This window comes from Cupriavidus sp. 05L310 (assembly GCF_056398185.1).
This window is the reverse complement of record NZ_JBFTOX010000032.1, coordinates 79,911-103,236: the sequence shown is the minus strand read 5'-3', so window position 1 is coordinate 103,236 and position 23,326 is coordinate 79,911. Positions and strand designations below refer to the sequence as shown.

General features: G+C 60.9%; 29 protein-coding genes. 5 read left to right on the top strand and 24 right to left on the bottom strand.

Translation table 11 applies throughout. The features are described from left to right. The 3 genes from AC1DS6_RS23215 to AC1DS6_RS23205 all read right to left on the bottom strand — a co-directional run. Nucleotides 1–258 (bottom strand): hypothetical protein (locus AC1DS6_RS23215; protein WP_477103202.1); only part of this gene is annotated, 258 nt, incomplete at its 3' end. 21 nt (nucleotides 259–279) lie between these two features. Further along, nucleotides 280–546, bottom strand: coding sequence for a hypothetical protein (locus tag AC1DS6_RS23210; protein ID WP_477103201.1), 267 nt, complete (start codon nucleotides 544–546; stop codon nucleotides 280–282). Then, nucleotides 534–896 (bottom strand): hypothetical protein, encoded by a 363-nt coding sequence (locus tag AC1DS6_RS23205; protein ID WP_477103200.1) that lies wholly within the window; start codon nucleotides 894–896, stop codon nucleotides 534–536. The genes AC1DS6_RS23210 and AC1DS6_RS23205 overlap by 13 nt, the downstream gene beginning before the upstream one ends. Before the next feature lie 496 nt (nucleotides 897–1,392). Here AC1DS6_RS23205 and AC1DS6_RS23200 point away from each other — a divergent pair, with 496 nt between their 5' ends. Then, the gene (locus AC1DS6_RS23200) at nucleotides 1,393–2,397 is read left to right on the top strand and encodes a tyrosine-type recombinase/integrase (protein WP_441633627.1); all 1,005 of its coding nucleotides are present in this window, start codon (nucleotides 1,393–1,395) and stop codon (nucleotides 2,395–2,397) included. Between the two features lie 61 nt (nucleotides 2,398–2,458). On the opposite strand, the gene AC1DS6_RS23195 is transcribed toward AC1DS6_RS23200, so the two are convergent. The 11 genes from AC1DS6_RS23195 to AC1DS6_RS23145 form a co-directional block, all read right to left on the bottom strand. After that, on the bottom strand, nucleotides 2,459–2,758 hold the full coding sequence (locus tag AC1DS6_RS23195; RefSeq protein ID WP_043345680.1) for a hypothetical protein: 300 nt from the start codon (nucleotides 2,756–2,758) through the stop codon (nucleotides 2,459–2,461). Beyond that, nucleotides 2,755–3,177, bottom strand: coding sequence for a hypothetical protein (locus AC1DS6_RS23190; RefSeq protein ID WP_441633629.1), 423 nt, complete (start codon nucleotides 3,175–3,177; stop codon nucleotides 2,755–2,757). The genes AC1DS6_RS23195 and AC1DS6_RS23190 overlap by 4 nt, the downstream gene beginning before the upstream one ends. A 20-nt stretch (nucleotides 3,178–3,197) precedes the next feature. After that, on the bottom strand, nucleotides 3,198–3,401 hold the full coding sequence (locus AC1DS6_RS23185) for a hypothetical protein (protein ID WP_441633631.1): 204 nt from the start codon (nucleotides 3,399–3,401) through the stop codon (nucleotides 3,198–3,200). Continuing rightward, on the bottom strand, nucleotides 3,394–3,636 hold the full coding sequence (locus AC1DS6_RS23180) for a hypothetical protein (protein ID WP_441633632.1): 243 nt from the start codon (nucleotides 3,634–3,636) through the stop codon (nucleotides 3,394–3,396). Before AC1DS6_RS23180 ends, AC1DS6_RS23185 begins: the two co-directional genes overlap by 8 nt. Beyond that, nucleotides 3,636–3,794 (bottom strand): hypothetical protein, encoded by a 159-nt coding sequence (locus AC1DS6_RS23175; protein WP_441633634.1) that lies wholly within the window; start codon nucleotides 3,792–3,794, stop codon nucleotides 3,636–3,638. The genes AC1DS6_RS23180 and AC1DS6_RS23175 overlap by 1 nt, the downstream gene beginning before the upstream one ends. Beyond that, complete coding sequence (locus AC1DS6_RS23170) at nucleotides 3,791–4,039, bottom strand: hypothetical protein (RefSeq protein ID WP_441633636.1); 249 nt, start codon at nucleotides 4,037–4,039, stop codon at nucleotides 3,791–3,793. The genes AC1DS6_RS23175 and AC1DS6_RS23170 overlap by 4 nt, the downstream gene beginning before the upstream one ends. A gap of 2 nt (nucleotides 4,040–4,041) precedes the next feature. Beyond that, nucleotides 4,042–6,759 carry a toprim domain-containing protein gene (locus AC1DS6_RS23165; RefSeq protein WP_441633638.1) on the bottom strand — a complete coding sequence of 906 codons (2,718 nt, stop codon included), beginning with the start codon at nucleotides 6,757–6,759 and terminating at the stop codon, nucleotides 4,042–4,044. Nucleotides 6,760–6,780: 21 nt separating this feature from the next. Next, nucleotides 6,781–7,329 (bottom strand): BRO-N domain-containing protein, encoded by a 549-nt coding sequence (locus AC1DS6_RS23160; RefSeq protein WP_441633640.1) that lies wholly within the window; start codon nucleotides 7,327–7,329, stop codon nucleotides 6,781–6,783. Nucleotides 7,330–7,436: 107 nt separating this feature from the next. Further along, nucleotides 7,437–7,688, bottom strand: coding sequence for an Ogr/Delta-like zinc finger protein (locus tag AC1DS6_RS23155; protein ID WP_441633642.1), 252 nt, complete (start codon nucleotides 7,686–7,688; stop codon nucleotides 7,437–7,439). Then, complete coding sequence (locus AC1DS6_RS23150; protein ID WP_441633643.1) at nucleotides 7,688–7,969, bottom strand: DNA-binding protein; 282 nt, start codon at nucleotides 7,967–7,969, stop codon at nucleotides 7,688–7,690. The genes AC1DS6_RS23155 and AC1DS6_RS23150 overlap by 1 nt, the downstream gene beginning before the upstream one ends. A gap of 3 nt (nucleotides 7,970–7,972) precedes the next feature. Continuing rightward, nucleotides 7,973–8,212: a hypothetical protein gene (locus tag AC1DS6_RS23145; RefSeq protein ID WP_441633645.1), complete on the bottom strand. Its 240-nt coding sequence runs from the start codon at nucleotides 8,210–8,212 to the stop codon at nucleotides 7,973–7,975. Between the two features lie 106 nt (nucleotides 8,213–8,318). On the opposite strand from AC1DS6_RS23145, the gene AC1DS6_RS23140 reads away from it, so the two are divergent. From AC1DS6_RS23140 to AC1DS6_RS23125, 4 genes are all read left to right on the top strand, one after another. Beyond that, nucleotides 8,319–8,840: a helix-turn-helix domain-containing protein gene (locus tag AC1DS6_RS23140; protein WP_441633647.1), complete on the top strand. Its 522-nt coding sequence runs from the start codon at nucleotides 8,319–8,321 to the stop codon at nucleotides 8,838–8,840. Between the two features lie 105 nt (nucleotides 8,841–8,945). Then, the gene (locus AC1DS6_RS23135) at nucleotides 8,946–10,937 is read left to right on the top strand and encodes a DUF262 domain-containing protein (protein WP_441633649.1); all 1,992 of its coding nucleotides are present in this window, start codon (nucleotides 8,946–8,948) and stop codon (nucleotides 10,935–10,937) included. A gap of 132 nt (nucleotides 10,938–11,069) precedes the next feature. Next, on the top strand, nucleotides 11,070–12,395 hold the full coding sequence (locus AC1DS6_RS23130) for an AAA family ATPase (protein WP_441633651.1): 1,326 nt from the start codon (nucleotides 11,070–11,072) through the stop codon (nucleotides 12,393–12,395). Beyond that, nucleotides 12,392–13,288 carry a DUF4435 domain-containing protein gene (locus tag AC1DS6_RS23125; RefSeq protein ID WP_441633653.1) on the top strand — a complete coding sequence of 299 codons (897 nt, stop codon included), beginning with the start codon at nucleotides 12,392–12,394 and terminating at the stop codon, nucleotides 13,286–13,288. Before AC1DS6_RS23130 ends, AC1DS6_RS23125 begins: the two co-directional genes overlap by 4 nt. Nucleotides 13,289–13,563: 275 nt before the next feature. Here the strand turns inward: AC1DS6_RS23125 and AC1DS6_RS23120 are convergent, their stop codons facing one another. From AC1DS6_RS23120 to AC1DS6_RS23075, 10 genes are all read right to left on the bottom strand, one after another. Beyond that, on the bottom strand, nucleotides 13,564–14,106 hold the full coding sequence (locus AC1DS6_RS23120) for a hypothetical protein (protein ID WP_441633655.1): 543 nt from the start codon (nucleotides 14,104–14,106) through the stop codon (nucleotides 13,564–13,566). A 101-nt stretch (nucleotides 14,107–14,207) separates the two neighbouring features. Next, nucleotides 14,208–15,353, bottom strand: a complete 1,146-nt coding sequence (locus AC1DS6_RS23115) for a phage late control D family protein (RefSeq protein WP_441633657.1) — start codon at nucleotides 15,351–15,353, stop codon at nucleotides 14,208–14,210. Then, a complete protein-coding gene (locus tag AC1DS6_RS23110; RefSeq protein ID WP_441633659.1) occupies nucleotides 15,350–15,775 on the bottom strand; it encodes a phage tail protein in 426 nt (141 codons plus the stop codon). The genes AC1DS6_RS23115 and AC1DS6_RS23110 overlap by 4 nt, the downstream gene beginning before the upstream one ends. 2 nt (nucleotides 15,776–15,777) lie before the next feature. Beyond that, nucleotides 15,778–18,534: a phage tail tape measure protein gene (locus AC1DS6_RS23105; RefSeq protein ID WP_441633661.1), complete on the bottom strand. Its 2,757-nt coding sequence runs from the start codon at nucleotides 18,532–18,534 to the stop codon at nucleotides 15,778–15,780. After that, a complete protein-coding gene (locus tag AC1DS6_RS23100; protein WP_441633706.1) occupies nucleotides 18,531–18,596 on the bottom strand; it encodes a GpE family phage tail protein in 66 nt (21 codons plus the stop codon). Before AC1DS6_RS23100 ends, AC1DS6_RS23105 begins: the two co-directional genes overlap by 4 nt. 32 nt (nucleotides 18,597–18,628) lie before the next feature. After that, nucleotides 18,629–18,958, bottom strand: coding sequence for a phage tail assembly protein (locus AC1DS6_RS23095; protein WP_441633663.1), 330 nt, complete (start codon nucleotides 18,956–18,958; stop codon nucleotides 18,629–18,631). 55 nt (nucleotides 18,959–19,013) lie between these two features. Further along, the gene (locus tag AC1DS6_RS23090) at nucleotides 19,014–19,523 is read right to left on the bottom strand and encodes a phage major tail tube protein (RefSeq protein ID WP_441633665.1); all 510 of its coding nucleotides are present in this window, start codon (nucleotides 19,521–19,523) and stop codon (nucleotides 19,014–19,016) included. Nucleotides 19,524–19,562: 39 nt separating this feature from the next. Continuing rightward, nucleotides 19,563–20,735 (bottom strand): phage tail sheath protein, encoded by a 1,173-nt coding sequence (locus AC1DS6_RS23085; protein ID WP_441633666.1) that lies wholly within the window; start codon nucleotides 20,733–20,735, stop codon nucleotides 19,563–19,565. 128 nt (nucleotides 20,736–20,863) lie between these two features. Continuing rightward, on the bottom strand, nucleotides 20,864–21,520 hold the full coding sequence (locus tag AC1DS6_RS23080; RefSeq protein WP_441633668.1) for a tail fiber assembly protein: 657 nt from the start codon (nucleotides 21,518–21,520) through the stop codon (nucleotides 20,864–20,866). A 12-nt stretch (nucleotides 21,521–21,532) separates the two neighbouring features. Next, nucleotides 21,533–23,323 carry a phage tail-collar fiber domain-containing protein gene (locus AC1DS6_RS23075; protein ID WP_441633670.1) on the bottom strand — a complete coding sequence of 597 codons (1,791 nt, stop codon included), beginning with the start codon at nucleotides 23,321–23,323 and terminating at the stop codon, nucleotides 21,533–21,535. Nucleotides 23,324–23,326 lie beyond the last annotated feature (3 nt).

Here is a 23,326-nt window from a genome sequence, read left to right as displayed (position 1 = left end):
CATCGTGTCCGACCATGGGCAGAAGCATGTCCAGACGCGGGCATCCTGCTCGGGAAGGTCAGTGCGCAGCACGAAACGTTTGAACCAGCCCCTCAGAAATTCATGATGGGCGTTCCCGTCCAGCGTATGGGCCGGCTGGCCGTAAGGGTCCAGGACGTACAGCCGCATGCTGAACGGATCGCCATAGGCATCCGGCGTGCCGCCACGCACGGCGTGGCGTAGCGCGCGAACCCAATTCTCTGGGGTGTCGGGGGGCATGGCGGTGCGCGGTACGGCTATTCAGCGTCGGGGGAACCGCGCGCGCAGCGGCGGCTTGACCGCCGGTCGGGAAACCTTGATCCGGTGTTGCTGGCCGTCCTGCTCGAAAGACAGGTAGTCGGCCGTCCACATCATCTTCTCAATGTGCCGTGTCTCGATGCCGTGCACGGTGACGGCGCTGGCCGTGACCGTGACGTGTTCGCAGTCCAGACGCAGCTCGGCAGTGTCGCCGGGCAGGAACTGGGTTTCCAGGAAGATTGATGCAGCCTGGTAGGTCACAGGGAACATGCCATCTCCTGACGGGTGGCATAGTGGCGCTCGCCGCGGGTGCGCAGGCGAATCGAGCGAGGACCTGCGAACTCGATGCTGTTGGTGAGCTGGAAGCTTAGCGACGTTCCTTGGTAATCGAACGCTAGGCGGTCAATTGTCCACGGCAGCGCCATGATCGCCGCGGTATCGACCTCCGTCAGGGTGAGGGTCGCGCTGGCGGCCTGCGCGGCGGCTTCGACCTCAGGGTTCCAGGTGTCGGCGGTGAGCAGCGGATCGTCGACGGTCAGATGGGGGCAGCGGAGGGCCAAACGCGCGGCCCCGTGGGATTGGCTGTAGAGGTAGACGATACCGGGGGTGCAGGCGAACATGTCTCTCTCACTTATACTGTATGGATATCCAGTATAAGAGTCGTCTGAAAGGGATGGCCGATAGTCGAGTTAACTGTATGGATATACAGTGCTACCAATAAAGTGTACTGAGAGGCACTATGTGGGTGCAGAAACGGCCTTCTTCAGCACTTCTGTTGGCCCCCATTCAGCCCCCATAATTCTTGTAAGATACTGATTTATATAGGGTGTGCTTGCCCCTTCCTCGCACCAAAGTCCTCTTTCCGCACTACCCAAATCCACACCAAATCATGCCGCAAACCTAAGCCCCACAAGGGTTTCTAGGCTTTTGCGCGTCTCGGCATCCATGACTGGAATGCCGCACAAAAACCCACGAAACTACGCCTCATTACGCCCAAATTACGCCCGCACTACGTCAGGCGCTGCCTGCTCGGTACAATGCCAGGTGATAAGAACACCACAATATCGGGATGAGCGCGTTTGCTCTGGTTCCGGGGGCCCCTGAGGAATTTGGGCAATGGCAAGTCTGAGGAAAAAGGCAGCAGGATGGCAGGCGTCGGTATTCGTCCACGGTCAGCGCGAAAGCCGGTCTTTCGCTACCAAGGCAGCGGCCCAGGCCTGGGCCGTACAGCGGGAAGCAGAGTTGCGCTCCCTGGCCGATGGCCAAGGCAGCAAGACGCATACGGTCGGCGACGTGCTCGACCGCTACCAGCGAGAAGTCAGCCCCCAGAAACGGGGCAAGCGTTGGGAGATCTACCGGCTCGAGCTCATTGGTAACAAGGAGATCGACGGCAAGCCGTTCCGCGCGATCCGGCTCGCCGACCTGAAAGTCCAACACATCACCGCCTGGCGCGACGCCCGCTTACGCGAGGTGTCAGGGGCTTCCGTGTCCCGCGAGATGTGCCTGCTGTCTCATGCGCTCAAGGTGGCCCGGGACGAATGGGGCTGGCTGATCACCGACCCCATGAAGCCGGTCCGCCGGCCACCAGACAGCCGGCCCAGGGCGCGGCGCATCTCCGAGGCTGAGGTTGCCGCGATCACGGCGGCCCTGGGCTATCAGGAGGGCCTCCCCGTCGCCCTACCCAAGCAACGCGTTGCCGTGGCCTTCCTGTTCGCCATCGAGACGGCTATGCGCTCAGGCGAGATCCTGGGGCTGACAAGCCAGGCGGTCGACCTGACTGCCCGCGTGGCCCATCTTCCCCTAACCAAGAACGGCGGTGCGCGCGACGTGCCGCTATCGAGCCGTGCTGTCGAGTTGCTGCAGCTGTTGCCGGCGGTCGAGGAGGGCGAACCGCTCTTCAACCTGACGAACAGCAGTCGGGACGCGCTTTATCGGGTGGGGCGGGATAGGGCGGCGGTGGGGGACGTGACTTTCCACGATACGCGGCATGAGGCGATCACCAGGCTGGCGAAGAAGATCCCGGTGCTCGACCTGGCGCGGATGACTGGGCATACCAATCTGAATGAGTTGATGACCTACTACAACGCTAGTGCGGCGGAGATTGCGCGGCTGTTGGTGTAGCGGTAACGAACTGTAGCGCCGATCTTCCCAGATCAGCGCTACAGCAACAAGCACATCGGCCCTAGCCTGTCCGGCGCTGCCCTCGGGGCAATTTCTCTCGATGTGACTCTGTCCAGGCGATCACTTCGGCAGCCTTCCAGCGGGGATGGGCAGTGGCCTTGCTTCCCGCAGCCGCGGGGAGGCGAATGGGCCGGGGGAAGCCGGGTAAGCAGACGACTCGCTCGCGCACCACCTGCGCGGGCCGTTGCAGGTAGGTGGCAATCGCCTCCGTGCTCCACAACTGCACGTTAAACGGAACCGCCGGCAAGACGCGCTCGGCGACGGCGGCAGCGAGGCGATCAATCAGCTCCGCGTCGCTCATTGCTGTCTCCCGTGCTCGGCAGGCCTCGTGATGGAGTCCACAGCCGCGTCTGCTTCCTTGCCACTCACATAGTCCCCGCTCTGCAGTCCGGATGGCACGGCGATGCACGGCACACCGGGGGTGCCGAGTTGCTCCACCGGCACGTCGCGCAGCTTCAGATATCGTGCGGCATTCTCCCTCGCTGCATGGAATGAGGCGTGCTGTACATGGCTACCCTGCCAGTTCCACAGCGGCGCCGGCGTCATCCGCAACCAGCGGCAGATGATCTCCCTGCCGATTTGTTCGGCCAGGTGGCACGCAGCCGGATCGCCGAACGGCGCCGGGTTGGCCTGGGCGACGTACCACAGCGTGGCGAGGCTCTCGTCGCTATGCTGAGCGAGCTGGTGTTCATCGATAGCGATGGTGATCTCGTGCTTCATGGGTTGACCCTCCTGCAATATCAATCTTCAAAATCGCCGCCGGCGCGGCGCTTCATATCCACCGGCCGCCGCGCTGAGCGCTGACGGTCTCGGACTGCCATAGCGCCAGCCGCAGCAGCCAGCGCCCGGCGCACCAGGTCGGACATGGCTTCGAACGGGGTAGCGATGCGCATAGCGCTGTGCGCGCGGCGCAGATCGGCTTCGGTGAGCTCGGGCTTAGCCATCGTGGTCTCCAGGCCGGAGGAAGCCGCTCCATACGCCTCGGCCATAGCAGAGCGTGAAGAACAGGCTCACCGCGAACATGCCGGCCTCGCCAGTGGCATGGGTCAGGTACAGCCAGGCCGGCTGTCCCAGCAGGCCGACCAGGGCGGCCCAGCGCGCCCGTTTCGGACCGACGTTGAAGAGGAACACGGATACCAGCGCGGTGGCGACCATCCACAGGTTGAGCAGGGCGAGCATCAGGCAGCCCTCCCGATCGCGCGGGCGCGGCAGAAGCGGGGTGGCTCGGTCAGGCGGTTCAGCGTGTTGATCTGAGCATCCAGGCGGGTTCGCGCTATGGCGGCGAACCGCATGCGGATGCCGGCGTGCGAGACGACATAGACGAGGTAGGCGCTCATGCCGTCTCTCCCTCCGTCACCGGCACAGGTGGCATAACCAGTGGCTCGCCCAAGGCCAACGTGGGGCAACCGTCCTCCAGGTGAATCAAGAGTTCAAAGGTCTTGCCGTCGTAAAGCGTGACTTCGATGCTCTGTGTAGCGATCATGCAATCGGGCTCACCGGTACGCGCCGTGAACTGCTGGAATCGGACCGCCTTGACGTCGATTCGCACGGCACTGCAAAGCGAGGTGTGAATGGATGACATACTCAAATTCCTTTAAATGCCGACCGCTCCCCCTCAAACACCCAGCACTTCACAGTGGCTGGCCGCTTCGGAGACATCGGATACTCGGCGTTGTGGTGCGCGTTGATAGCGCTGTTGACCACCCGCAGGTCGACAAACTTGCGATGCCGCGATGTCTTGAGCACGCGCTTCAAGTCGGCAAGCGGGGGAATGTTGAGGCGGCGGTCGTTCGCCACCTGTTCGAAGTGCCGCAGGCTGATGGCGATCAGGCCATCGCCGCGGGCATGGTTCAGTACCGGGCGGTCGTCTTCGGCGGATTCGACGTGGTCGTAGACCTCCCAGAATTCCGCCACCAGCGGATGGTCGGCGCCGATGGCCTGCTGGCGCTCCACCGTCATGGTGGTGAGCTGGCGCAGTGCGGCGTCGCGGTATTCCTTGGGCAGGGGCAGCACATGCCCCAGGCAGTCCACCAGCGCCATAATTTGCGCGTGGTTCTTCACCAGGCGCGGGTGCTTCACGTCCGGGTGTTTGGCCAGGTGCTCCTGGTACACCGGCACACGCTCAACGAATGACGCCAGGATGTCGCGCTCTTTCTGGACGGCGGCCAGCAGAAAGCCGGATACCTCTTCGACCGGTAATTGCTCCAGGGCCTTGGCCGCCGTCCCGGTACTGGCGCTCTGGCCGGCGCGGTCGAAATACAGATGCACGATCCGCTGCAGCACCGCCTCGCTGGCATTGACTTCGGCGTTCTGGCTGATGACCACGGCGCCGCGGAAGGGCGGCTCATAGGTTTCGTTGCCGCCGTTCTTCACGCCGCGTGCACGCGTGCTGCGGCCGTTGTAGGCCGTTTTGAGCTCGTTCCAGTCGAAGCCCTTGGCCTTAGCCCCGTCGTCGCCACGGTCGCCTTCGATCAGAACCACCGGCAGGTTGGATACCTGGGCGAAGTTGCGCGCCCGGGCGGCGAGAGAAGACTTCGACGGATCAAAGCCTTCATAGTCCCGTCGGCCGCACAGCTTCCACAGAAACTCGATCAGGGTTGTCTTGCCCGCGCCTGGCTCGCCCACCACTTCCAGGAAGGGAAAGCTCTTGTGCTTGATGCCCTCGCCCTCGCGGATCTGCTCGGCGAACAGGCTGCCAAGCCAGAAGGCCAGGGCCACGATGGCCTTGGCGCCGAACGCCAGCCACAGCAGTTCCAACCAGTCCCGCCGGAACTCTTTAGAGTTGGCATTGAGTGACAGGCCAGCCGAGCCGCTGATCGTCTTGATCGACAACCGGCCCACGTCGAAAAAGTCCTCGTCGTTCAGCGTGTGCAGCTTCCCGTCTTTGACGGCCACCTCGGGAAACACATAGCACCCGTGTTCCTTGCTGTACCCCACATAGTCGATGGTCTGCACGCTCCTGATGCGCTGCATCTGCGCCTTCAGGTACTCGTCCAGTTGCCCGTTTGAGCCGGTGTAGAACGCACCAGGTGCAACGGCCAGCAGCCGCTTCTTGAACTCGCCGGCGGAGGCGATCTGCGCGCTGGTGAAGGTGTTTTTGACCGGCGCTCCGTCATGAGGAAACGCGACGCGGAAGTAGTACCAGCTCTCGTCCGTCAGCGCGTTGGCCTGGTAGTACAAGGCGGCGGGTAAGCACGTAGCGATGTTCACGACCACGCCTGCCTTCAGCATGGCCTGCTCGCGGACCTCGGCCTCCGGCATGTCGCCGTGCGTCTCGCGGATGGCATAGGCCTCGCGGTTCAGCGCCTCGATGTCCAGCTTGAACCAGTAGAGCCGGTTCTCGAAGTCAAAGGAAAACTGGCTGGCGCTGCCCCTGCCATAGATCAGCCTTGCCTTCTCCGCCGGCGAGTTGGCGGCGAGCAGGGCGCCCAGGTAGCGGTACTCGTCCAGGTCCTGCTCACGCAGCAGCCCGCGCTGGTGCATGTCGTTCCAGTCCAGCTTCTTGGCGCCGCTGGCCTTCACCTGGGCGGCGGTGGCCGTCCAGTCTTCCTCCAGGCTGCGCGCGACCCACTGTCTGGCGAATGTGCGGCCCGCCTTGTCACTGTCCAGCGCCCACACCAGCGTGGGCCGTGGCCGTTCTAGCGCCGCCAGCTGCTCGAGCAAGGCGGCCAGCGCCTTGGCCGGGTAGTTGTTGCAGGACATGACTGCCACGGCGGCAATGCCATGGTGGAGCAGGGCTATCGCGTCGAAGATGCCCTCCACGATCCAGATCTCGTCCACCGCCGCCGTGTTCAGCGTAGGCGGCTGCCACCAGGTGCCCGCGTAGCTGCCGTGAAAGTTCGCCTTGCGCTTACCGAAGCGGTGCGGCTGGTCGATGATCCGCTCCCAGTAGCCGCCGGCCGGCAACGGGAAGCGCACGGTGGCGCTGCCGATCTGCAGCTCGTGGTTGAAGTAGCTCTCCAGCGTGTACCAGTCGCGCACCTGGTCCAGGTCGAAGCCGCGGCCGTCGCGCATGTACGCGTCTGCCGTGGCCTTTGGGCTCTCCGGCGTGGGCTTGTGCAGCGAGCTCCAGTTGTCAAACAGGTCCGGGTACAGATCCTTGATATGGAACTCGGCGCCGCAGTGGTTCAGCCGGTTGCAGCGGACTACCCAGGGCGCGTCGCCGAATGCCCACAGCATCTTCTTGCCGCACGATGGGCAGGCGCCGGCGTCCAGCTTCTCGCCGGTGGGCGTGCTCTTCTGCTTGAAGCCGTAGTCGCGCAGCAAGCGGCTGGTGACTTCGGTGCGGAGGGATGGGTTCATGGATGGCTGCCGATGCGTGGGTCAGGCGACGCCATCGAGCCGGTGCTGGCGCGGCAGTAGGGAATCGAGATCCGATACCGGCAAGCCGAGCAGGCGGGAGACGTGGCGCAGGTTGGCGTACAGGTCCACAGCTACGGCACGCGTCCTGATGCCGGGCAGCTCCTTCACCAGCGCGCCTCGGTAGCGGAGGGCGGCTAGCTGTTGGGGCACCGTCAGGGCGCCAACTTTGCGTGGTATCTGGCGACCCTCCAGGACGTCCAGCACCCAGCGGCGGAAGTCCTTGGCGCGTTCGGTGCGGGCCAGCATGCCGAGCAGGTAGCAGCCGCGTGGGCTGAAGATGCGTACCTGTTGGCGGCCGCCGGCGGTGTCGAGATCCACCAGTTGGGTCATCTCTGAGGTGAACTCGTCGGCATTGCGCGAGTGTAGGTTCTTGATGTCCTGGCCGGGGTTCTGGTAGCCCAAGGCCGTTGCAACCTGCAACCCCCTTAGCCACGGCACGTTGCGGATATCGACAATATCGAACTCGATGTCTTCAAACACGAGGACGGCTGATTCGGCGTGGTCTGTCATGGCGTTCTCCCGGGCAAAGCCGCATCGGCGGCGGAATTTGGGCAAAAGGAGCCCCCCACGCCCAGGAAGGGCGTGAAGTGGGTACTCAACGGAGTGGAGCTAAGAGATCAGCTAGGCAGCAGCAAATCGAGTTGGCGTTCGTCGCTGGCGGCTGGCTGCGCCCGGCCTAGCGGCAGGTAGGCCTTCGGGTTCGGCTGCATACTCGGCGCGATGGTGTGGACGGGGGAGAGCAGCATCTTGCAGGTGTACGCGCACTCCACGTTCGGGCACTGCACGTATAGCTCGCGGGATAGCAGCGAAACGGGCCGGCTGGTCCGGATTTGCAGCCGTGTGTTGCAGTGGGGGCAGGACATCTTCATCAGGCAACCCTCCCGCATTCGCCCATGCCTTGCCGCGCGCACTCGCAATGCATGCCGACCTCGCCAAGGGTGGCGACGGCGTCTAGATACTTGCGGGTGACCAGAACATAGCCAACCGACGCCACCATCGTGTCTAGCTTGTCGATCACCACGCCCTGGTCGCCGTTGAGAAAGCGGCTCACCTGCGAGTTGTCCCAGCCAATGGAGCGCTGCATATCCAGGCGGCCTGGGCCGCTGAGCGCCGCACGCAGAGCTTGTTCAATTCGGACTGGTTGGCGCATGGCTCAATCTCCCTCAACGAGCGTTGTTTGCTGTTGCGTCCTCCCCTGCATATGCTTGCCTTCATCAGCAACCCGCATGCCCATGAGGATGAAGAGCCGGGCCATGTTGGATAGTGATCGACCTTCACTCATGGCGCGCGCCTCGAACTCGGCCTGCTCGGAGGGGAGCAAGCGTGTGTAAATCGGCTTGCTTGTAAGCACGCCGCGGGGCGACCGGGAGACAAGGTGCTTGGTTATCGACATGGCGATATACTTTGTGCAAGGCTATCTATCATAAAGCGGAATCATAGTACTCGTTTGCGTACCTGTCAACGGTATTTGGTCTGCGTTTGAATTACAAGAGGGATTTGTGAGCACTGTCGGCGAGCGTCTCCGCGAAGAGCGGCAGCGCCTTGATCTCAGCCAGGAAGAACTGGGCGCCCGGGGAGGCGTGCGCAAACAGGCGCAGCTCAACTATGAAAAGGGTGAACGTGCGCCCGACACCGGATACCTACTTGCCATTGCAGATGCAGGCGTTGATATCGCGTACATACTGACCGGCCATCGAACTATGGAAGGCGCAGTCTCGCTGGACGCCGCACGCCAGGCCGCCGGTCAGGCATACAGAGCCGCGCAGGCCCTCGGTGGCGATCTGTCAGTAGAGAAATTCGAAAAACTGTTCGTCACCCTATGCGATACAACCGCAGCCAGGGAAGAGGTGCAACGAGCGGAGAAGGATGCTCCAACTGTGAGTGGTGTTCATGCTCACGCGCAGGTGATTGCTGGCGGATCGCACAATCTGCAGATCGGCAGCGGTTCCGCTCAGGTGCCTGCTCATTCTGTCTCACGGAAGGCTTCAAGTAGTGTTAAGAGAAAAGCCAAGACCGACTAGATTCCTTATCCGAAGAGATCCGAAGGGTTGGGCAAAGACGTATTAGTTGGGGGCTAGGTTCCGCAGCACGAGGCCTAGGAAGAATAATAATCAAGGAAATCATCTGTGCAGCCCGGCAAGACTTCAGTAACTCAATTGTTCAACGCGCAGGCTCAATATTTGGTTCCGGTTTTTCAGCGAGGCTATGTATGGACCCTCGAAAAGCAGGTGGCCCCACTCTGGGCAGACCTCGAAGACCGGGCGCTTAAGTTGATCGAGCGGAGTGAGGAGAGCAGCAAGGTATCAGCGCATGCTCTTAAGCCCCTCCAGAAGCATTTTCTCGGTTCGGTGGTATTGACCCCTGTCACAGGCACATTCGGGCGCGTTCCCGCCTTCGAAGTGATTGACGGGCAGCAACGTACGACCACCTTGCATCTATTGCTACTAGCATTTCGTCATGCTGCGAAGCAGTTAGACGCCTCTGCCGTGCCTGCCATGCTGGATGGCTTAGTGCGCAATCCCGGGCCATACAAAGAGAGCACTGATCACTTCAAGGTTTGGCCCACGCAAGCCGGGCGCTCTGAGATGCGCGCGCTGGATGCCGCGCCCGATTGTGTGACGGTATGCCAACAGTATCCGGCCAAAGAGGGGAGGTCCAAGCTGGAAAGGCCGTTGATGATCCAGAGCTATCTGTATCTCTACCACGCCTGCTTGGCATTTTTGCGGGGCGTTGAGCTAGGTGATGCCGCTAGTGAAGAAAGCGATCAGACGCATTCGGATGCTCTCATTCACGATATCCGTAACAAAAATGCCATCCCTGCGGTCAGCGAGGCGGCTGCTTTGCAGCCTGAGCGTGCCGAGGTGCTCTACATGGCATTGACGGACTTGGTTCAGATCATGACGTTGACGTTGGAGACGGAAGACGACCCCCAAGTCATTTTCGAGACACTGAACGCGCGAGGCGAGCCCCTGCTTGCTTCCGACCTGGTGCGAAATTTTGTCTTCCTTGATGCTGCCCGGCGCGGGCTGGACGTAGGGAGTCTTTATGAAACACGGTGGCGAGATTTCGACGAACAGCGCGACCAGGATCAAATCGTATCTGCCAATCGATATTGGCGCGAGAAGGTTCGTCAGGGTCGCATCACATATCCGCGTATTGATTTGTTCTTCTTCCATTACACGGTTTTGCGTCGCGGTCAGGGAACCAAGGTCAGCCATGTGTTCCAAGGCTTCAAGGAGTGGTGGCAGGACGAATCGCGTGATATCGATAGGGAATTGGCGCGAGTGGTCGAGAGTAGCCAACACTTCCGCGAGCTGATCTCGCCTGCTGGCGATGACTATTTGGCTGAGTTCGCACGACTAGTAAGAGTACTGGACGTCAGCACGCTGACACCGGTGTACTTAGCGCTGCGCGAACGTTATTCGAAGGCGAGTCCGGAACTGCAGCAGGCGCTGAGTGACCTAGCGTCGTACATTACGCGGCGAGCCGTCTGCGGATTTACTACCAAAGGCTACAACAGGATTTTCCTGCGCTTGCTCACTGAGGTTGTGGCGTCCGCCTCTCCTGCGGAATCGCTCCGCGGCTACTTGCTCAAACTATCGGGGCATAGCCAATGCTGGCCGACTGACGCCGAGTTTAGTGAGGCATGGTTGAGCCGCCCAGTCTATGAACTGCTTCGGCCGGGGAAGGTAAGTGCAGTCTTGCGGGCTGTAGAACTCGCGTCACGGACCTCAAAGCAGGAGACGACGTGGGCTCCTCAAATTGAGTTGCTGACGGTTGAGCATGTTTTGCCGCAGTCGTGGCAAAAGACCGCTTCCTACACGCTGCCTGACGACGATCAAGCGATGATCGCAGCGCGAAAGGTTGCCGTTCAGACGTTCGGGAACCTTACGCTGCTAACTCAGCCGCTGAATAGTTCTGTTAGCAATGGCCCATTTGAGGATCAGGCCGACGGTGAGAAGACTATCGCGGGGAAACGCACGAAGTTCCTCGAAAGCCTGCTGCTGCTAAACGCCTATTTTCAGCACAAAACCGTTGCAAAGTGGGATGACGAGGAAATTAGCAAGCGTGGGCAACATCTTCTCGGGAAGGCGATGAAGATTTGGTCGCGTCCTTAGTACAACATAGCTCGTTGTAGGGGGCGGCTGTTGGTGGGGCGGGGTGGATTGGAACCGGGATGGGCGTAATTTGGAAGGTCATTCCCCCCCAAAAAAGGTTGCAGAAAGACATTATCTATATCGGTGAATTTAGTGAAACTAATATCATTTTATGCTGATCACGTTCACGGAACGTACAATTTTGAAATGGTTTTTAATTCCGACATAAATTTCGTTGTCGGAATTAATGGATCGGGGAAAACTACTGCTTTGAAGCTAATTCAGGCTGCCCTGACGCTAAATCTTCCAGATCTTCTTGCAATCGGTTTCAGGGGGATGACAATAGGCGTCCAGGACGAGGCAAGGAGAGTTAGGCTTTTATCACTTGATAAGTCGCGTGAGAGGCTTCGCGTACGGTTGGAAGATGAGGTTGGAGAGCTGGAATTTCCCATCTTGGTTATGGAGGGGGAAGATTATTCAAAGAGTGATCGAATGCGCGATCATTTGCAGGAACTTCGTTTCAAAAGCCTGCACCTGAATAAGAATAATGTGTCGGCTTTTCTGCGTGAAATTAATAAACCAATTTTCCTTGGTCTTGATAGGCGCCCCGGTTGGACGGAGGAGGACTTAGACGCAGACGAATATTCTGTCGAAATGCGTCGAAAGGTTCTGCGGGCCGGTCCACGCCCATTTCGAGCGTCAGCGGCCGTAGACGGTCTGGAAGTAACACGATCTCTTCTTCAGGGCGCTTATCGCCGCTTCCGGCAGGTCAGCGATAGACAGAATGAGAAGATTACAAATGCTATATTTCGATCAACATTCAAATATAGTGAGCTAGATGTAAACTGGTTGCAACAGGCCGGCTACGCTGATTTTCAACAAATTATTAAAAGGCGCTCGGAAATTCAGCGCGATATCGCGAAAATTCTCGGCGATGCCGATGATACATCGGATCAGATTGGAAGCTTTTTTACACGCTTGGAATCTTCTTTTAATAATATGGCTAGGGAGCGCGAAGGACTTAATATTGAATGGCTGCTAAATAAAGCTAGAGTTACAATCATCGAGGACATTCTGCGTGAGATGGATCGAAATAAGCAGAGTGCTGATGCGGCGTATCGGCCAATCAAGAAATTTTTGGAAACGGTCAATTTCTTCTTCTCAGATTCAAAGAAGGTTGCATCAGTGGATGAGGTGGGCGGGTTACTGGTTCACCACAGCCAATCACAGGTGCCCATGCAGGCTCTCTCTTCCGGGGAGCGCCAACTTCTTATACTGATAGCGCATGCTATCTTTATTCCGCGCGGCGCCGATGTGATTATTATTGACGAGCCAGAGCTTTCGCTTCACTTGAAGTGGCAAGAGGCGCTAGTGGACAAGCTCGTTGAGTTGAATGACAAAAAGCAATATATATTTGCAACTCACTCGCCAGAAATTATTGGAGTGCGAAAATATAAGGCGCTCGGGGTGACGAGATGATCGATATTCCGGAGCGTTCGTCGGCGGCAAAAATTGCCACTTCGGTGCTTTACGAAGATTTTAACGACGTCGATATCTATATCGAAGATACGGCCCTGGGATATGAGAAGATATTCAATATTCTCCTTACGCGGCTTCTTGCTGATCAGGTAACCATTACAAAGATATTTCCTCTTGGTTCTAGGCAGGAGGTTATAAAGAGAGCGCATGAATCGGAGTCTCGTGGGCGAAGAGAGGTCTATTTGGTCGATGGAGACCTGTATCTTATGACCGGAGAGTTTGAAGTCTTGCCAAAGAATGTTGTTCCCCTTCACGTATACTGCATTGAGAATTTTCTTGTTGATAGCCACAGCATCGTAAATTGTATGGATGATGAAGATCCTGAGCAATCGTATGATGTGTTGCGTGAAAAGCTTGCCTATGAAAAATGGAAAGAGGCATCTCTTGATGCTCTGCGATCCTTATTTATAATTTATGCGGCGGCCCACGCGCTAAGGAGCGGAATCCCCACAACTTCACGCAAAAAGGAGGATTTTGTGGCTAACGGTTCCGGAGATCTGGATCAGAGAAAAATATGTGCGGTGGTGGATGAAATTCGAAATGCATTGATATTGCAATTTGGGAGTGAGTGTGTGCAGTCTACCATTGACGCCATAAATGCGCGCATAGACCACAGTCGTTGCTTTATTGGTACATACGTTTCGGCAAAGAACTACACACTGCCAATTATATTTCAGAGAATGCGAGCAATTACAAAAATAACATCTCCACATTTGGCTTTGAAAATAAGGCTAGCGAAGAGTTGTGATCTCGAAATGTTACATCCATTAGGTAGGGCGATTAGCGACGTAATTGGTTTGCCTTCTGCGTATAAGGCATTCGGAGCGGCGTAATATTAGGAAAGCATAGCTCACACATTGTTGCGGATGGGGCGTCAGCAGCGATTGTCCAAGTTGGTGGCAATGGCGCACGATTCAGGGCGCCACGTACCAATGTCCGCGCGTCGTCCGTCGCTTCGGTTCAGAGGGAAAGATTCCAATGAATGGAGCTGCCTGACAGTACCCATCAGCTGACGGCCCCACGTTACCGCCAGGCAATCTGATTGCTTCCCGGCTGCCCTTATTTCATCCCGGAAATCGGTGATGAACCAACGAAGATGCAGCCCAAGCTATCGAGGCGTCTTATCAAGCCAAAAAGCGCGCCAGTCGGCAAGCGTTACCCACAGTGCAGCGCGCAGTTGCACATCATTGAGTGCAGCTAAATCGCGCGTCCTGTAGCGACTCCAAGAAAACTCTTGCGTCCCAGTCCTGATGTCGGGGCAGATGTCCCACATCCGGACGATCTGCCCGATGGTTTCAGCTCGTGTTAGCGCATCGCCGCGTCTGCAGGTAAGCCAGTTGACCAGATATGACCTGGCGGCCCAGTGCCGCGCCACGGTCGCGTCGTTGTCGGGCTGGGTCTCGTCTAGTTCTGAGGCGCTTAGGTGCCGCGTCAACGCACGCCAGACCCTCGCCCCATCGACAAGGGTTTCCTCCGCCTTTTCGATTGCGAGGACAATTTCGCCGAGACCTATTGAGTGTCCATAGGGCTCGCGACCATCTTCCAGTACTTGCGCACGTGTCTGCATGGTATTGATGTGCGCATCGCCGAGCACCACGAGGCGATCGATCTGCAGATTTCCGTAACCGGCACAGACGCGCTGGGTCTTCATTACTTTCCTGGCCACCGCAGCTCCCGACTTGCAACGAGCACAACGTTCGTTCATGCGCGAGACCGTACCGCGGATCGTTGAGGAAGCGAATGAGAGAAATCTCATAACGGGCCGGAGACTTCCGGGGGTTCGCCTGGCCGGTCCAGTTTGATCTCCAGTTCGAGCTCCGTCGTATATCCGTGGTGACTTAGCGCGTGCGTGACCTTCGAAATAGTCCAGTTGATGCCATCGACCTGCGGCTTCCACCCCTGCACAATGGCGGGCAACTCGGGAAATAGCTCGGGCCTTCCGCGCGCGAGCATGATGCTGAAGGTGGCCACGCCGCGCTGAAGGCGCTGCCACTCAGCACGCGCGGCACGTTCGGCATTGGCCTTGCTGGCGTAGGTGTGCCGCAATACCTTCACGTTGGCCGGGTTGGGGTAGGTGGTGACGGTCTCTTTCGTCTTCTTGCCCTTGTTCGAGTTGGGCTTCTCCCTGACCGTCACGGCGTTCGACGCGTCGATGACCACCTCGCCCTTCTTCGCAGCGCGCGTGTCCTGGTAGCTGGCCTTGACCCCGTTGTAGTTGTCCCGGTCGGCGATGTTGAAGGTGTGCTTATCGCCTGAGGCGCGGGTGATGGTGACAACGGGCAACGGTATCCCGGATGCGCTCAACGCCTCGCCTGCCTTGATGAACAGCAGCTTGCCCTGCTTGACGGTGGCAATAGCGTCGTAGTCCTTTGCCAGCCGTGTGAGCAGGTTGGCGTCGGACTCGCCGGTCTGGTCCAGGTGATCGATGACCAGGTCGGCGAGTTGCTGCGCGATCACTGCCGCCAGTTCGTTCCTGCTGGCAATAGCGCGCACTACCGCGCCCACGGTCCGGTCGCGGAAAGAGCGTTCCTTCCTGGTGGTCAGGTCGCTCCCCAGGTCTGCACTGCGCGCGCGGATCGTCAGCCTGTCAGGCGGGCCGCTGTGCTCGATCTCATCCACCTTGTAGGTGCCCTTGTCTACCACGCCGGTATCTGCCCAGCCGAGTCCGAGGGACAACCGGGTACCCTTCTCCGGCAGATCCAGCATGCCGTCATGGTCGTCCAGTTCGATATCCAGCTGGTCGGCCTCGAACCCCCGATTGTCCGTCAGCGTGAGGCTCATGAGCCGCCCCTGGAAGCGAGCGGTAATGTTCTTGCCGTCGTGCGCGAGCCGGTAGATTGGCTTGGGCTCGCGCCCGGTGATCTCCCGCGGCTCGACCTTCGCATTGGAGCGGATCATGCGAGCCCATCCTCCACCAGCCCGGGGCCAATCAGCGCCTCCGCTTCATCATCCACGCGGGTCAGCTTCAGGGAAAACTCGATCCGCCGCGCCTTGCCGTCCTGGAAGAAGAGGGTACGGGTGAGGCTTAGCCCCTCGATCACGAAGAGCCCGTAGTAGCGGCCAGTGCCCTCGACCAGCACATACGCCGCGCCGGCATCGCCCATCTTGCGCAGCTTATCGACCGTTACGTCGCCGCCGGTCAGCTCGGGAACGAGCAGGCCCGCCAGCGTGATGGTTTCGTCGTCGGGGCCAAGGAACTGCCGGGCGGGCCGGCGGCCGATCCGATTGTTGGAGGGGTGCTGCCAGCCGATTTGCTGCTGGAAGTCCTGGTAGGGCGCCGTCTCCAGGCTGAAGACGAACTGCCCGAGTGCCATCATCATGGTCAGTCCCTGTCGGTGAACCGCGAGCGCTCCCGAGCGCCGCGCTGGCGCTCCAGGTCACGGAGCTTCTCTTCCACCAGGCGCGCGATCAGCTGCTCGTCCGCGCCCGCTGGTGGATGGATGTTGATAATGATCGGCGCTGGCGCGGCGGCGGCACCGCCCATGCTTGTCACATGCGTGGCGAGCGGTGGACGGTTGTCGATAGGTACCGCCGCCACGGCTGGCGCGCCGGCACCGAAGGCAACGCCTGCGCCTATGCCAGCTACGGTGCGCGCGACATTCGCCGCGGTGCGCGAGGCTGCGCCGGCGCCCCCGGCAAGTCCCGCAGCACCGGCAGCCGTCACGGCCGCGGCGAGGCGTGCCATGGCCTGCAGTGGGCCGCCCTGGCCCTGCGCCAGGCCCTGCTCGAGCCCGGCCATGGTGAAGCCGCCCAGCTGGGCAAAGACGCGGCTAGGGGAGTGGATGCCCAGCTTTTCCTTGAACCATGCCGCGACGCTCGCGCCAGCGCCCACCACGGCGTCCCGCACAGCGCCGAGCTTGCTGGTGATGCCGTCGACCAGGCCCTGCAGCAGGTTGGCGCCGAACTCGCTGAACTTGGCTGGCAGCTTGATCCCGAAATATTCGAGCACCGGCGCGACGATGCGATAAAGCGCGCCCAGCAGGGACCAATCGAGGATCAGCGCCAGCACGCCGCCCAGGCCGCCCTGGAAGGCGCTGGTCACCTTGACCCACAGCCCGGTGAAGAAATCCTTGATCGGCTCCCAATACTTGTAGATCAGGTAGGCGGCCACAGCGATGGCGGTGACGGCCAGCCCGATGGGATTCATCAGGAGGGCGCGGCCGAGCAGGCCCACCGCATTCTTGACGACATTGAATGCGCCTGCGAGGCGTGCGGCGATGCCCGCGCCGGCACCCATGTGGACCCCGAGCATGGCCAGGCCGTACTTCGCAATCACCAGCGGGCCGAGCACGGCAGCCAGCGCGAGGGTCAGGGCACCCATGACGGCCAGCAGCACGCCAACGGCGGCGGCACCCTTGATGAGCCAGGCTACAACCCCGGGGTTCGCCTGTGCAAAGGCGTTGAAGCGATCGATCAGGCCACTGATGCTGTCCATCAGGTCCACCAGCACCGGGCGCAGCACTTCGCCGCCTGCGGCGCTGGCGTTGAACAGCTTGTTCTGCAGGCGCGCCCACGCCGCGGAGACGGTTTGTTGGCGAGCCGAGAACTCCTTCTCCATCGAGCCTTGCGCCTTGGTGCCGCGGGACAGCGCCAGCTGGCGCTTCAGCTCTTCCGGCTTGTCGACCAGCTTGGCAAGGGTGTCGGAGTGCTCCATGCCGACCAGCTCCACCATGACGCCGATGCGCTTGTCCTTTGGCAGCTTCTGAATGGCCTCGATGACCTTGAACATCGTGCCGGTGGCGTCTTCGGCCATCCCCTTCTGGATGCCCTCGGAGGTCAGGCCGATTTCCGCCACCGCGGCGTGAAACTTCTTCGTGCCTTTCTCGGCTGCTGCGAACTTCTGCGTGATGGCGTTGATGGCCGTGCCGGCGGTCTCGGTGCGCTCGCCCAGGGTGAGCAGTGTCGACGCGAGCGCCGCGGCATCGGTGGAGGACATCTTCACGGTGGAGACCACCCCGGAGATGCGGTTCAGCACGTTGATGATGTCCGCGCCCTTGCTGATGGCATTGTCGTCCAGGTAGTTGATCGAATCCGCAAGCCCTCGGATCTGTGTCACGGGAATCTTGAAATTCTTGGCCACCTTGCCCATGCTCTCCGCGATCTCGTCGGGCACGGCATCAAAGGCGGTGGCCATCATCGCCACCGTCTTGTTGAACTCCATCAGTTCGGAGATGCCAAGCGCGCGCTTGCGGGCCGCTTCAATGCGGTTGCCCGCCGCCTCCGCGTCCTCGGCCTGCTGCAGCATGTTGGTGCCGACTTCCATGCGCGCGGCGGCCGTGGTCATCTCGATGATCTGGTTGGTGGCGATGGGAATGTCCTCGCCCAATTTCTTGGCTGCCGCACCGATGTCGTAGTAGAGCTGCGTCAGCTTTCCGGCATCGTCTCGCGCACCGGGGATCTGCCGGGCGATGCCCAGCATGGCGTCTTCGTAGCTCACAAAGTCCTTCACCGCCTTGGCAATCGGCGTCAACACGGCGCCACCGGCCGCCATGGTTGTCGCCCCAGCACCGAGCATGGCGTTGCGCGCGCCCATCCCCTTGGCGTATTGCGCCTGTGCGCTGGCCATCTGCCGCTGGCGCTCGCCCACCGCCCGTAGGCGCGCCTCCTGCTGCGCCAGCGCCTGGCTGACTGTGCCAATCTGCCCGCGCAGATCGCGTTGTGCCTGATTCAGGCTGCGGGTGCTGACGCCGGCAGCCTCAAGACGGCCGCGCACGCCCTGGAGGCTCTGCTGCAGGTCGGCACCGCGCTGCTTGAATGCTTGCGCTTCACGCACTGCAGCCTGGAAGTTGCGCGTCATGGCCGCCGTGGGCCGGTCGGCACCGGCCATCTCCTGCGCGAGTGCCTTGACGCGTGCCTGCGCGCCGCGCAACTGATTCTCTGTGATGGCGGCATCCTTGGTCAACTTGCGGAGGCTGTCGATGTTCACCTGGGTGCGGTTCAGCTCGCGGAGCTGGTCACGCGTCGCCTTGACCGTGCGCGCCAGGTCCGAGCTGCTGCCCATGATGGTGCGGAACGGGCGCGTCACGCGGTCCACCGCCTGGAGGATGACCTCCAACCTCAGGTTGCGATTCGCGCTCATTCATCCACTCCGCTACGTTCCCGAGCGCGCTCGCGCCATGCCATCAATTCGCCCACACCCATGGCGAACAGCTCCGCCAGGCCGAAACCAAAGATCACTGCAACGTCTGCGGCGGCGTCTTCGACTCGGGCGGGTATGCCTCGGCCTTCGCGGCCTTCGGCAGCAAAAAATTGCTCACCGCCGTGCCGAGCTGCATCAGGTCCGCGGGATCCATCTTGCTGACGTCCTGCTGAGTGAGCGTGGGGGAGGTGATACGCGGCAGCACGGCATGCAGCGCGGTGACTTCCATGCGCATCAGGTCGATCAGGCTGCAACCGCGCAGCTCGCCGGCGCCAGGCTTGCGCACGGTGATCTTGGTGATGGTCTCGTTGCCGCGCTTGATGGGGGTGTCCAGGTCGACTACTTCAACGGCTTGTTCGGTCATGATGGTGTCTCAGTGAGTTGCAGAAGGGGGCCGGTGGCCAGGCCGGCAGGCTGACTTACAGGCCCATCGCGCGGCGCTGTGCCGCCAGGCGATCCACGCCAAACACGATCTCAATAAAGTTGACGTGATCGACCTCGATCCAGACTTCGCCGTTCACGGTCAGCTTGAAATACGCAAGCGAGGACTTGACCTTGAATTGGCTCTTGTCGCCGGCCTTGCCGCTGCCGAAGTCGATCTCGGTATGTCGGCCGCGCACGACGATCTCCACGGCATCGGTATCGTCCGTGTCGTCGCGCTGGTAGGCGCCAGCGAACCGGATCATTGCGCGGTCGACACCAGTCACGCCGTATTGCTTCAGGATTTCTCGCATCAGGCCGCCGTAGGTGGTCTCCAGCTCCAGTTTCTCCGAGCCCATGTCCAGGTCGACAGGCCCGTTCATGCCGCCGGCTCGGTATTCTTCCAGCTTGCGCGTCAGCTTCGGCAGGGTGATTTCTTCGCACTCGCCGGCGTGGCTCACGCCGTCTGCGAAGACGTTGAAGTTCTTGAGTGTGCGTGGCAGTGCCATGGCATTTCCTTGTTGGGTTGGGCGATGCTGGCGCGCCTATCAGGCGTTCACGGCCTGCGCGAATTGCATCAGGTAGCGGTCCGTGATGCGCTGGCGTAGCATCAGATTTTCGAGCGGCGGGACGGGTGTGTAGTCGTAGTCGATGGACAGTTGCCCGGCCTTCAGCGTTTCCTTCGTGTTGACACCCGCGTCATACCAGGCGGCACCACCCAGCAGATAGCCCCGGCGAACCAGGGCGCGCATCTTGGCGTTGATGCCTTCGAGCAGGTCGCGTACCAGGGAGGGCGTCATGGGCAGATCCATGGCCCAGGCGTGCGCTTCGGCCATGGTGTCGGCCAGCACCTGTGCCGTGCGTGTGTAGTTCTCGAACGCGAAGAGCGGATCGGACGAACAGGTGCGCGAACCCCAGAAACGGAACCCCTGGAAGTTGATGAGGGTGGTCACCTCATTGCTGTTCAGGTATCCGGCATCGGTGGCGGGATCCTGCAGATCCCAAAAGACATCCCTGGACAGGCCGCTGACGCCGTTCACGGCCACGTTGGAAATCGTCTTGTGCCAACCCACTTCCTCGTCCAGCTTCGCCCGCAAGCCAACTGCACGCGCGGTGGCCCACAGGGTCGGCTCGGCATTGGCTACTGTGTCCCAGCCGATAAAGTCGGGCCAGATGGTCATCAGTTCTCGCTGCCCGAAGTTGTCGCGGTAGGCAACGGCCTCTTCCTTGGTTTCGCAACCGTGCGCAGAGACATAGCCAAAGGCGCGTAGCTTCTGCGCGATGGTGGCCAGTTCACTCGCCACCGGCAGACTGTCCAGGCCGGGCACAGCGAGAATGCGCGGCGTCACGCCAAGACGGTTCTTCGCGGCCAGGAGCGCCTTCATGCCGGTGAAGCGGCCTTGCGCATTGGTGGTGCCGATCAGGTTGCTCGTGGTCTCGGCCTCGGTGGCGCCCTTTGCGACGCGAACCACCACCGTGAGCGGGTTGGCCTGGTCGGTTATGGCGTCCAGCGATGGAGCTAGGGTGCCCTTGTCGCCAGCCTTGCCGATGGCAACCTGCGGGTTGGTCAGCAGGACCGGGGTGTTGAGGGGAAAGGCTGTGGCGTCGGCGTCATCGCCAGTGCAGACAATGCCGCCGACGGCGGTAGCGATGGTACGGATGGGCCGCGTACCATCGTTGATCTCGATGACGCGGACGCCGTGGTGGTATTCGGTTGGCATGCAGTCCTCCGGGAATGGTCAGACGAAGAAGGGATCGTCCCGGTAGGATGCTGCGCACGCGCGAGGCTGTCGCGCACGCGCTGTTGTGGGGGCGTGCGAGACAACAGAAACTACGGCGGCTAAGAGGCTTACGTGGCTGTTGGGTCGGCGGCCACGCTCGCCGCGGCTTCCTTCTCTGCCGCAGCCATTGCGGCCTGTTCGACCGCTGCAGCGATTTCTACCGGGTCAGGTTCGGCAGGCCAGGCGCGCTCTGCCGGGAAGCCCGGCATGGACAGTACGCGAACCAGGTCCATCTGATAATTCGCCCAGGCCTTGAACATGGCCACTTCAAAGGCCGTGAGCAAGCCGGCTGCATAGGCATCGGCCTTACCGGCATTGACCTCGCGAGCCCCGGCCAAGAGAGCTTCGAACTCAGTCATCGCTGCTTCGCGTTCGCGTTGGGCCACGGCTTCGGGATCGGGCGCCCATTGCCCATCGCTCCAGCGATGCTCGCTGGATGGCCGCGGCAGTGTGGTCAGGCCGGCCTCGTCGGGGGTGACGCCGGGAACGAGGATCTCCGCGGCGTCGCCGGTGTCTTGCCGATAGAGCATCTTCCCGCGAAAGTCCGGCGCCATGACCCAGCTACCGTCAACGAAGAATGGCCAGGTGCTTGGCGCGCGGTCCGGTAGCGGCATCGGGGTGGTGAATGCCGGCTCGAGCCAACGGCCCTCGTGAAGCGGATCCGGATCGGCAAGGCGGCTGCTGATGTACTGACCGGTCTGGTTGTCGTAGCAGTGAATTAGCATGATGTTGACTCCTTAATAAGCCCGAATCAGGGCGCAGACGGCAACGTTGCGCACGCGTACTTCCGCGCCGCCGTCGCTGTAGATGGTGATGTGGTGTGAATGTTTGCCAGCACCGCCGATGCCCACGTTATGGCCGTGATTCCCGGCCCAACTTGTATGGTTCGGCGGACTGCCGCCATTGCCTGGAGCGCCGCCGCCACTACTGACACCGTTCAGGTTATTTGCACCCCACTCGTGGAAGTGGTTGCCCTGTGCGTCAGTCCATCCGCTATGGACGTGGTCTTCGACAGCGCTGGCTGCCGCGCCGTGCGCATGGGCGCGGTTCTGACTGTCCTGCCAACTGCCAAGACGACGGCCCGAGTCGACGCCCCGTCCGTCATCCCAGAAACGCATGGATTCGCCGCGGAAGTCAGGGATACGGAACGTTGTCGCGCCATCCCCGCTGGAGAAGCAGCCATGGAAGCCGGCTTGCCACTCCGCTTCGGTGACAAGTGCGCCGGAACTCTGCGCATATGCCCATAGGAGCGGGTAATCTGCACGAAAGAGCAGCGTGCCGTTCAATTTCATATAACCCGCGCGAGCCCCTGCGCGAGCCTCGAACACGATCCGCCCGATCTCATCCTTCCGAGCTGCCGCCATCGCGGCAACGAAAAAAGCGGTCGTTGCGATGCGCGTGCTGTTGTCACCCGCTGGCGGCGTCGGGGCTGACGGAGTGCCGATGAATGCGGGGCTATCGCGGAAGACGAGATAGCCCTGGTCGCTGGTGTCCACCGTAACCTTCAGGCCGCTTCCGTCTTGCGCCCAGCCGAGCTTTACTTTGTTGGTGCCCTGGAACACACCGCCGCCCTGCTGAACCGGCGTGAAGCCCAGGGCAGGTTCAGCATCGGTGATGCCATATCCGGCAAGGGTGGTCGGGTTGGAGCCGCCGGTGACGCGCCCGCGCGGGTCCACGGTGACGCTGCGGTAAGTCCCTGCGGTCACGCCGGTCCGCCCCGCAGCCATTTCAAAGGCCAAGGCGGTGTTGCCGATCACGATAGGCCCATCCGTCACCAGTTGCCACACCGAATCGCCGTTGGCGGTGCCTTCCTCAACGGGAACCAGCATGCCAGGTGTCACTTCGAGCGCAGCGTCTGCATCTGATGCGCGTGCCCAGGCGCTAGCTGTGGCGACATAGATACCATTGTCCTTCCCGGCCGCCTGGTCCTTCACCAGCACGCGGTCTGCCGCCTTTAGCCTAACACCGTCGACTGTCAGCAAGCCATGGAGCGCGGCAAGCTTAGCGTTGGTGGCTGCGCGCACCGATTGCTTGCCGTCGCGCTTATCCAGCTCGGTGGCTATAGCGCTGTCGCAATACTGACGTGTTGCCAGTACCACGGAAGGATCAATCTTCAGTTCAACGGCGTCGGCGCTCCCGACCAGGAACACCATTCGCACCACCTGCGTGCGCCCCGATCCTTCTGCGAGCTTTGGCTTGTAGGATGGCGGGCAGTTCGCTATGGCGCATAGGGTGCCGCTTTCATCGTGGAGACCAATCTCGCGTATCCACCAACCGCCGACGTCTTCGGGAATGACCTGCTCGGCGATGAACTGGCCAGGGTTCGTCATGTCCTGCGCCAGGCTGTTAAGCGGTGCACGACGTTGCTCATTGACCAGGCTAGATTGCTTACGGTCCGGCGTGGGCAGATTGCCACCGCCGTCGCCCACGGAAATGTGGGTGAGCTTGACGGGGATGCCGAGCGCGGTAGCGTTGGCAAACATTGCCTCGCCGGCCTCCGTCAGGATGGAAAAGTAGGTCTGTGACATAGC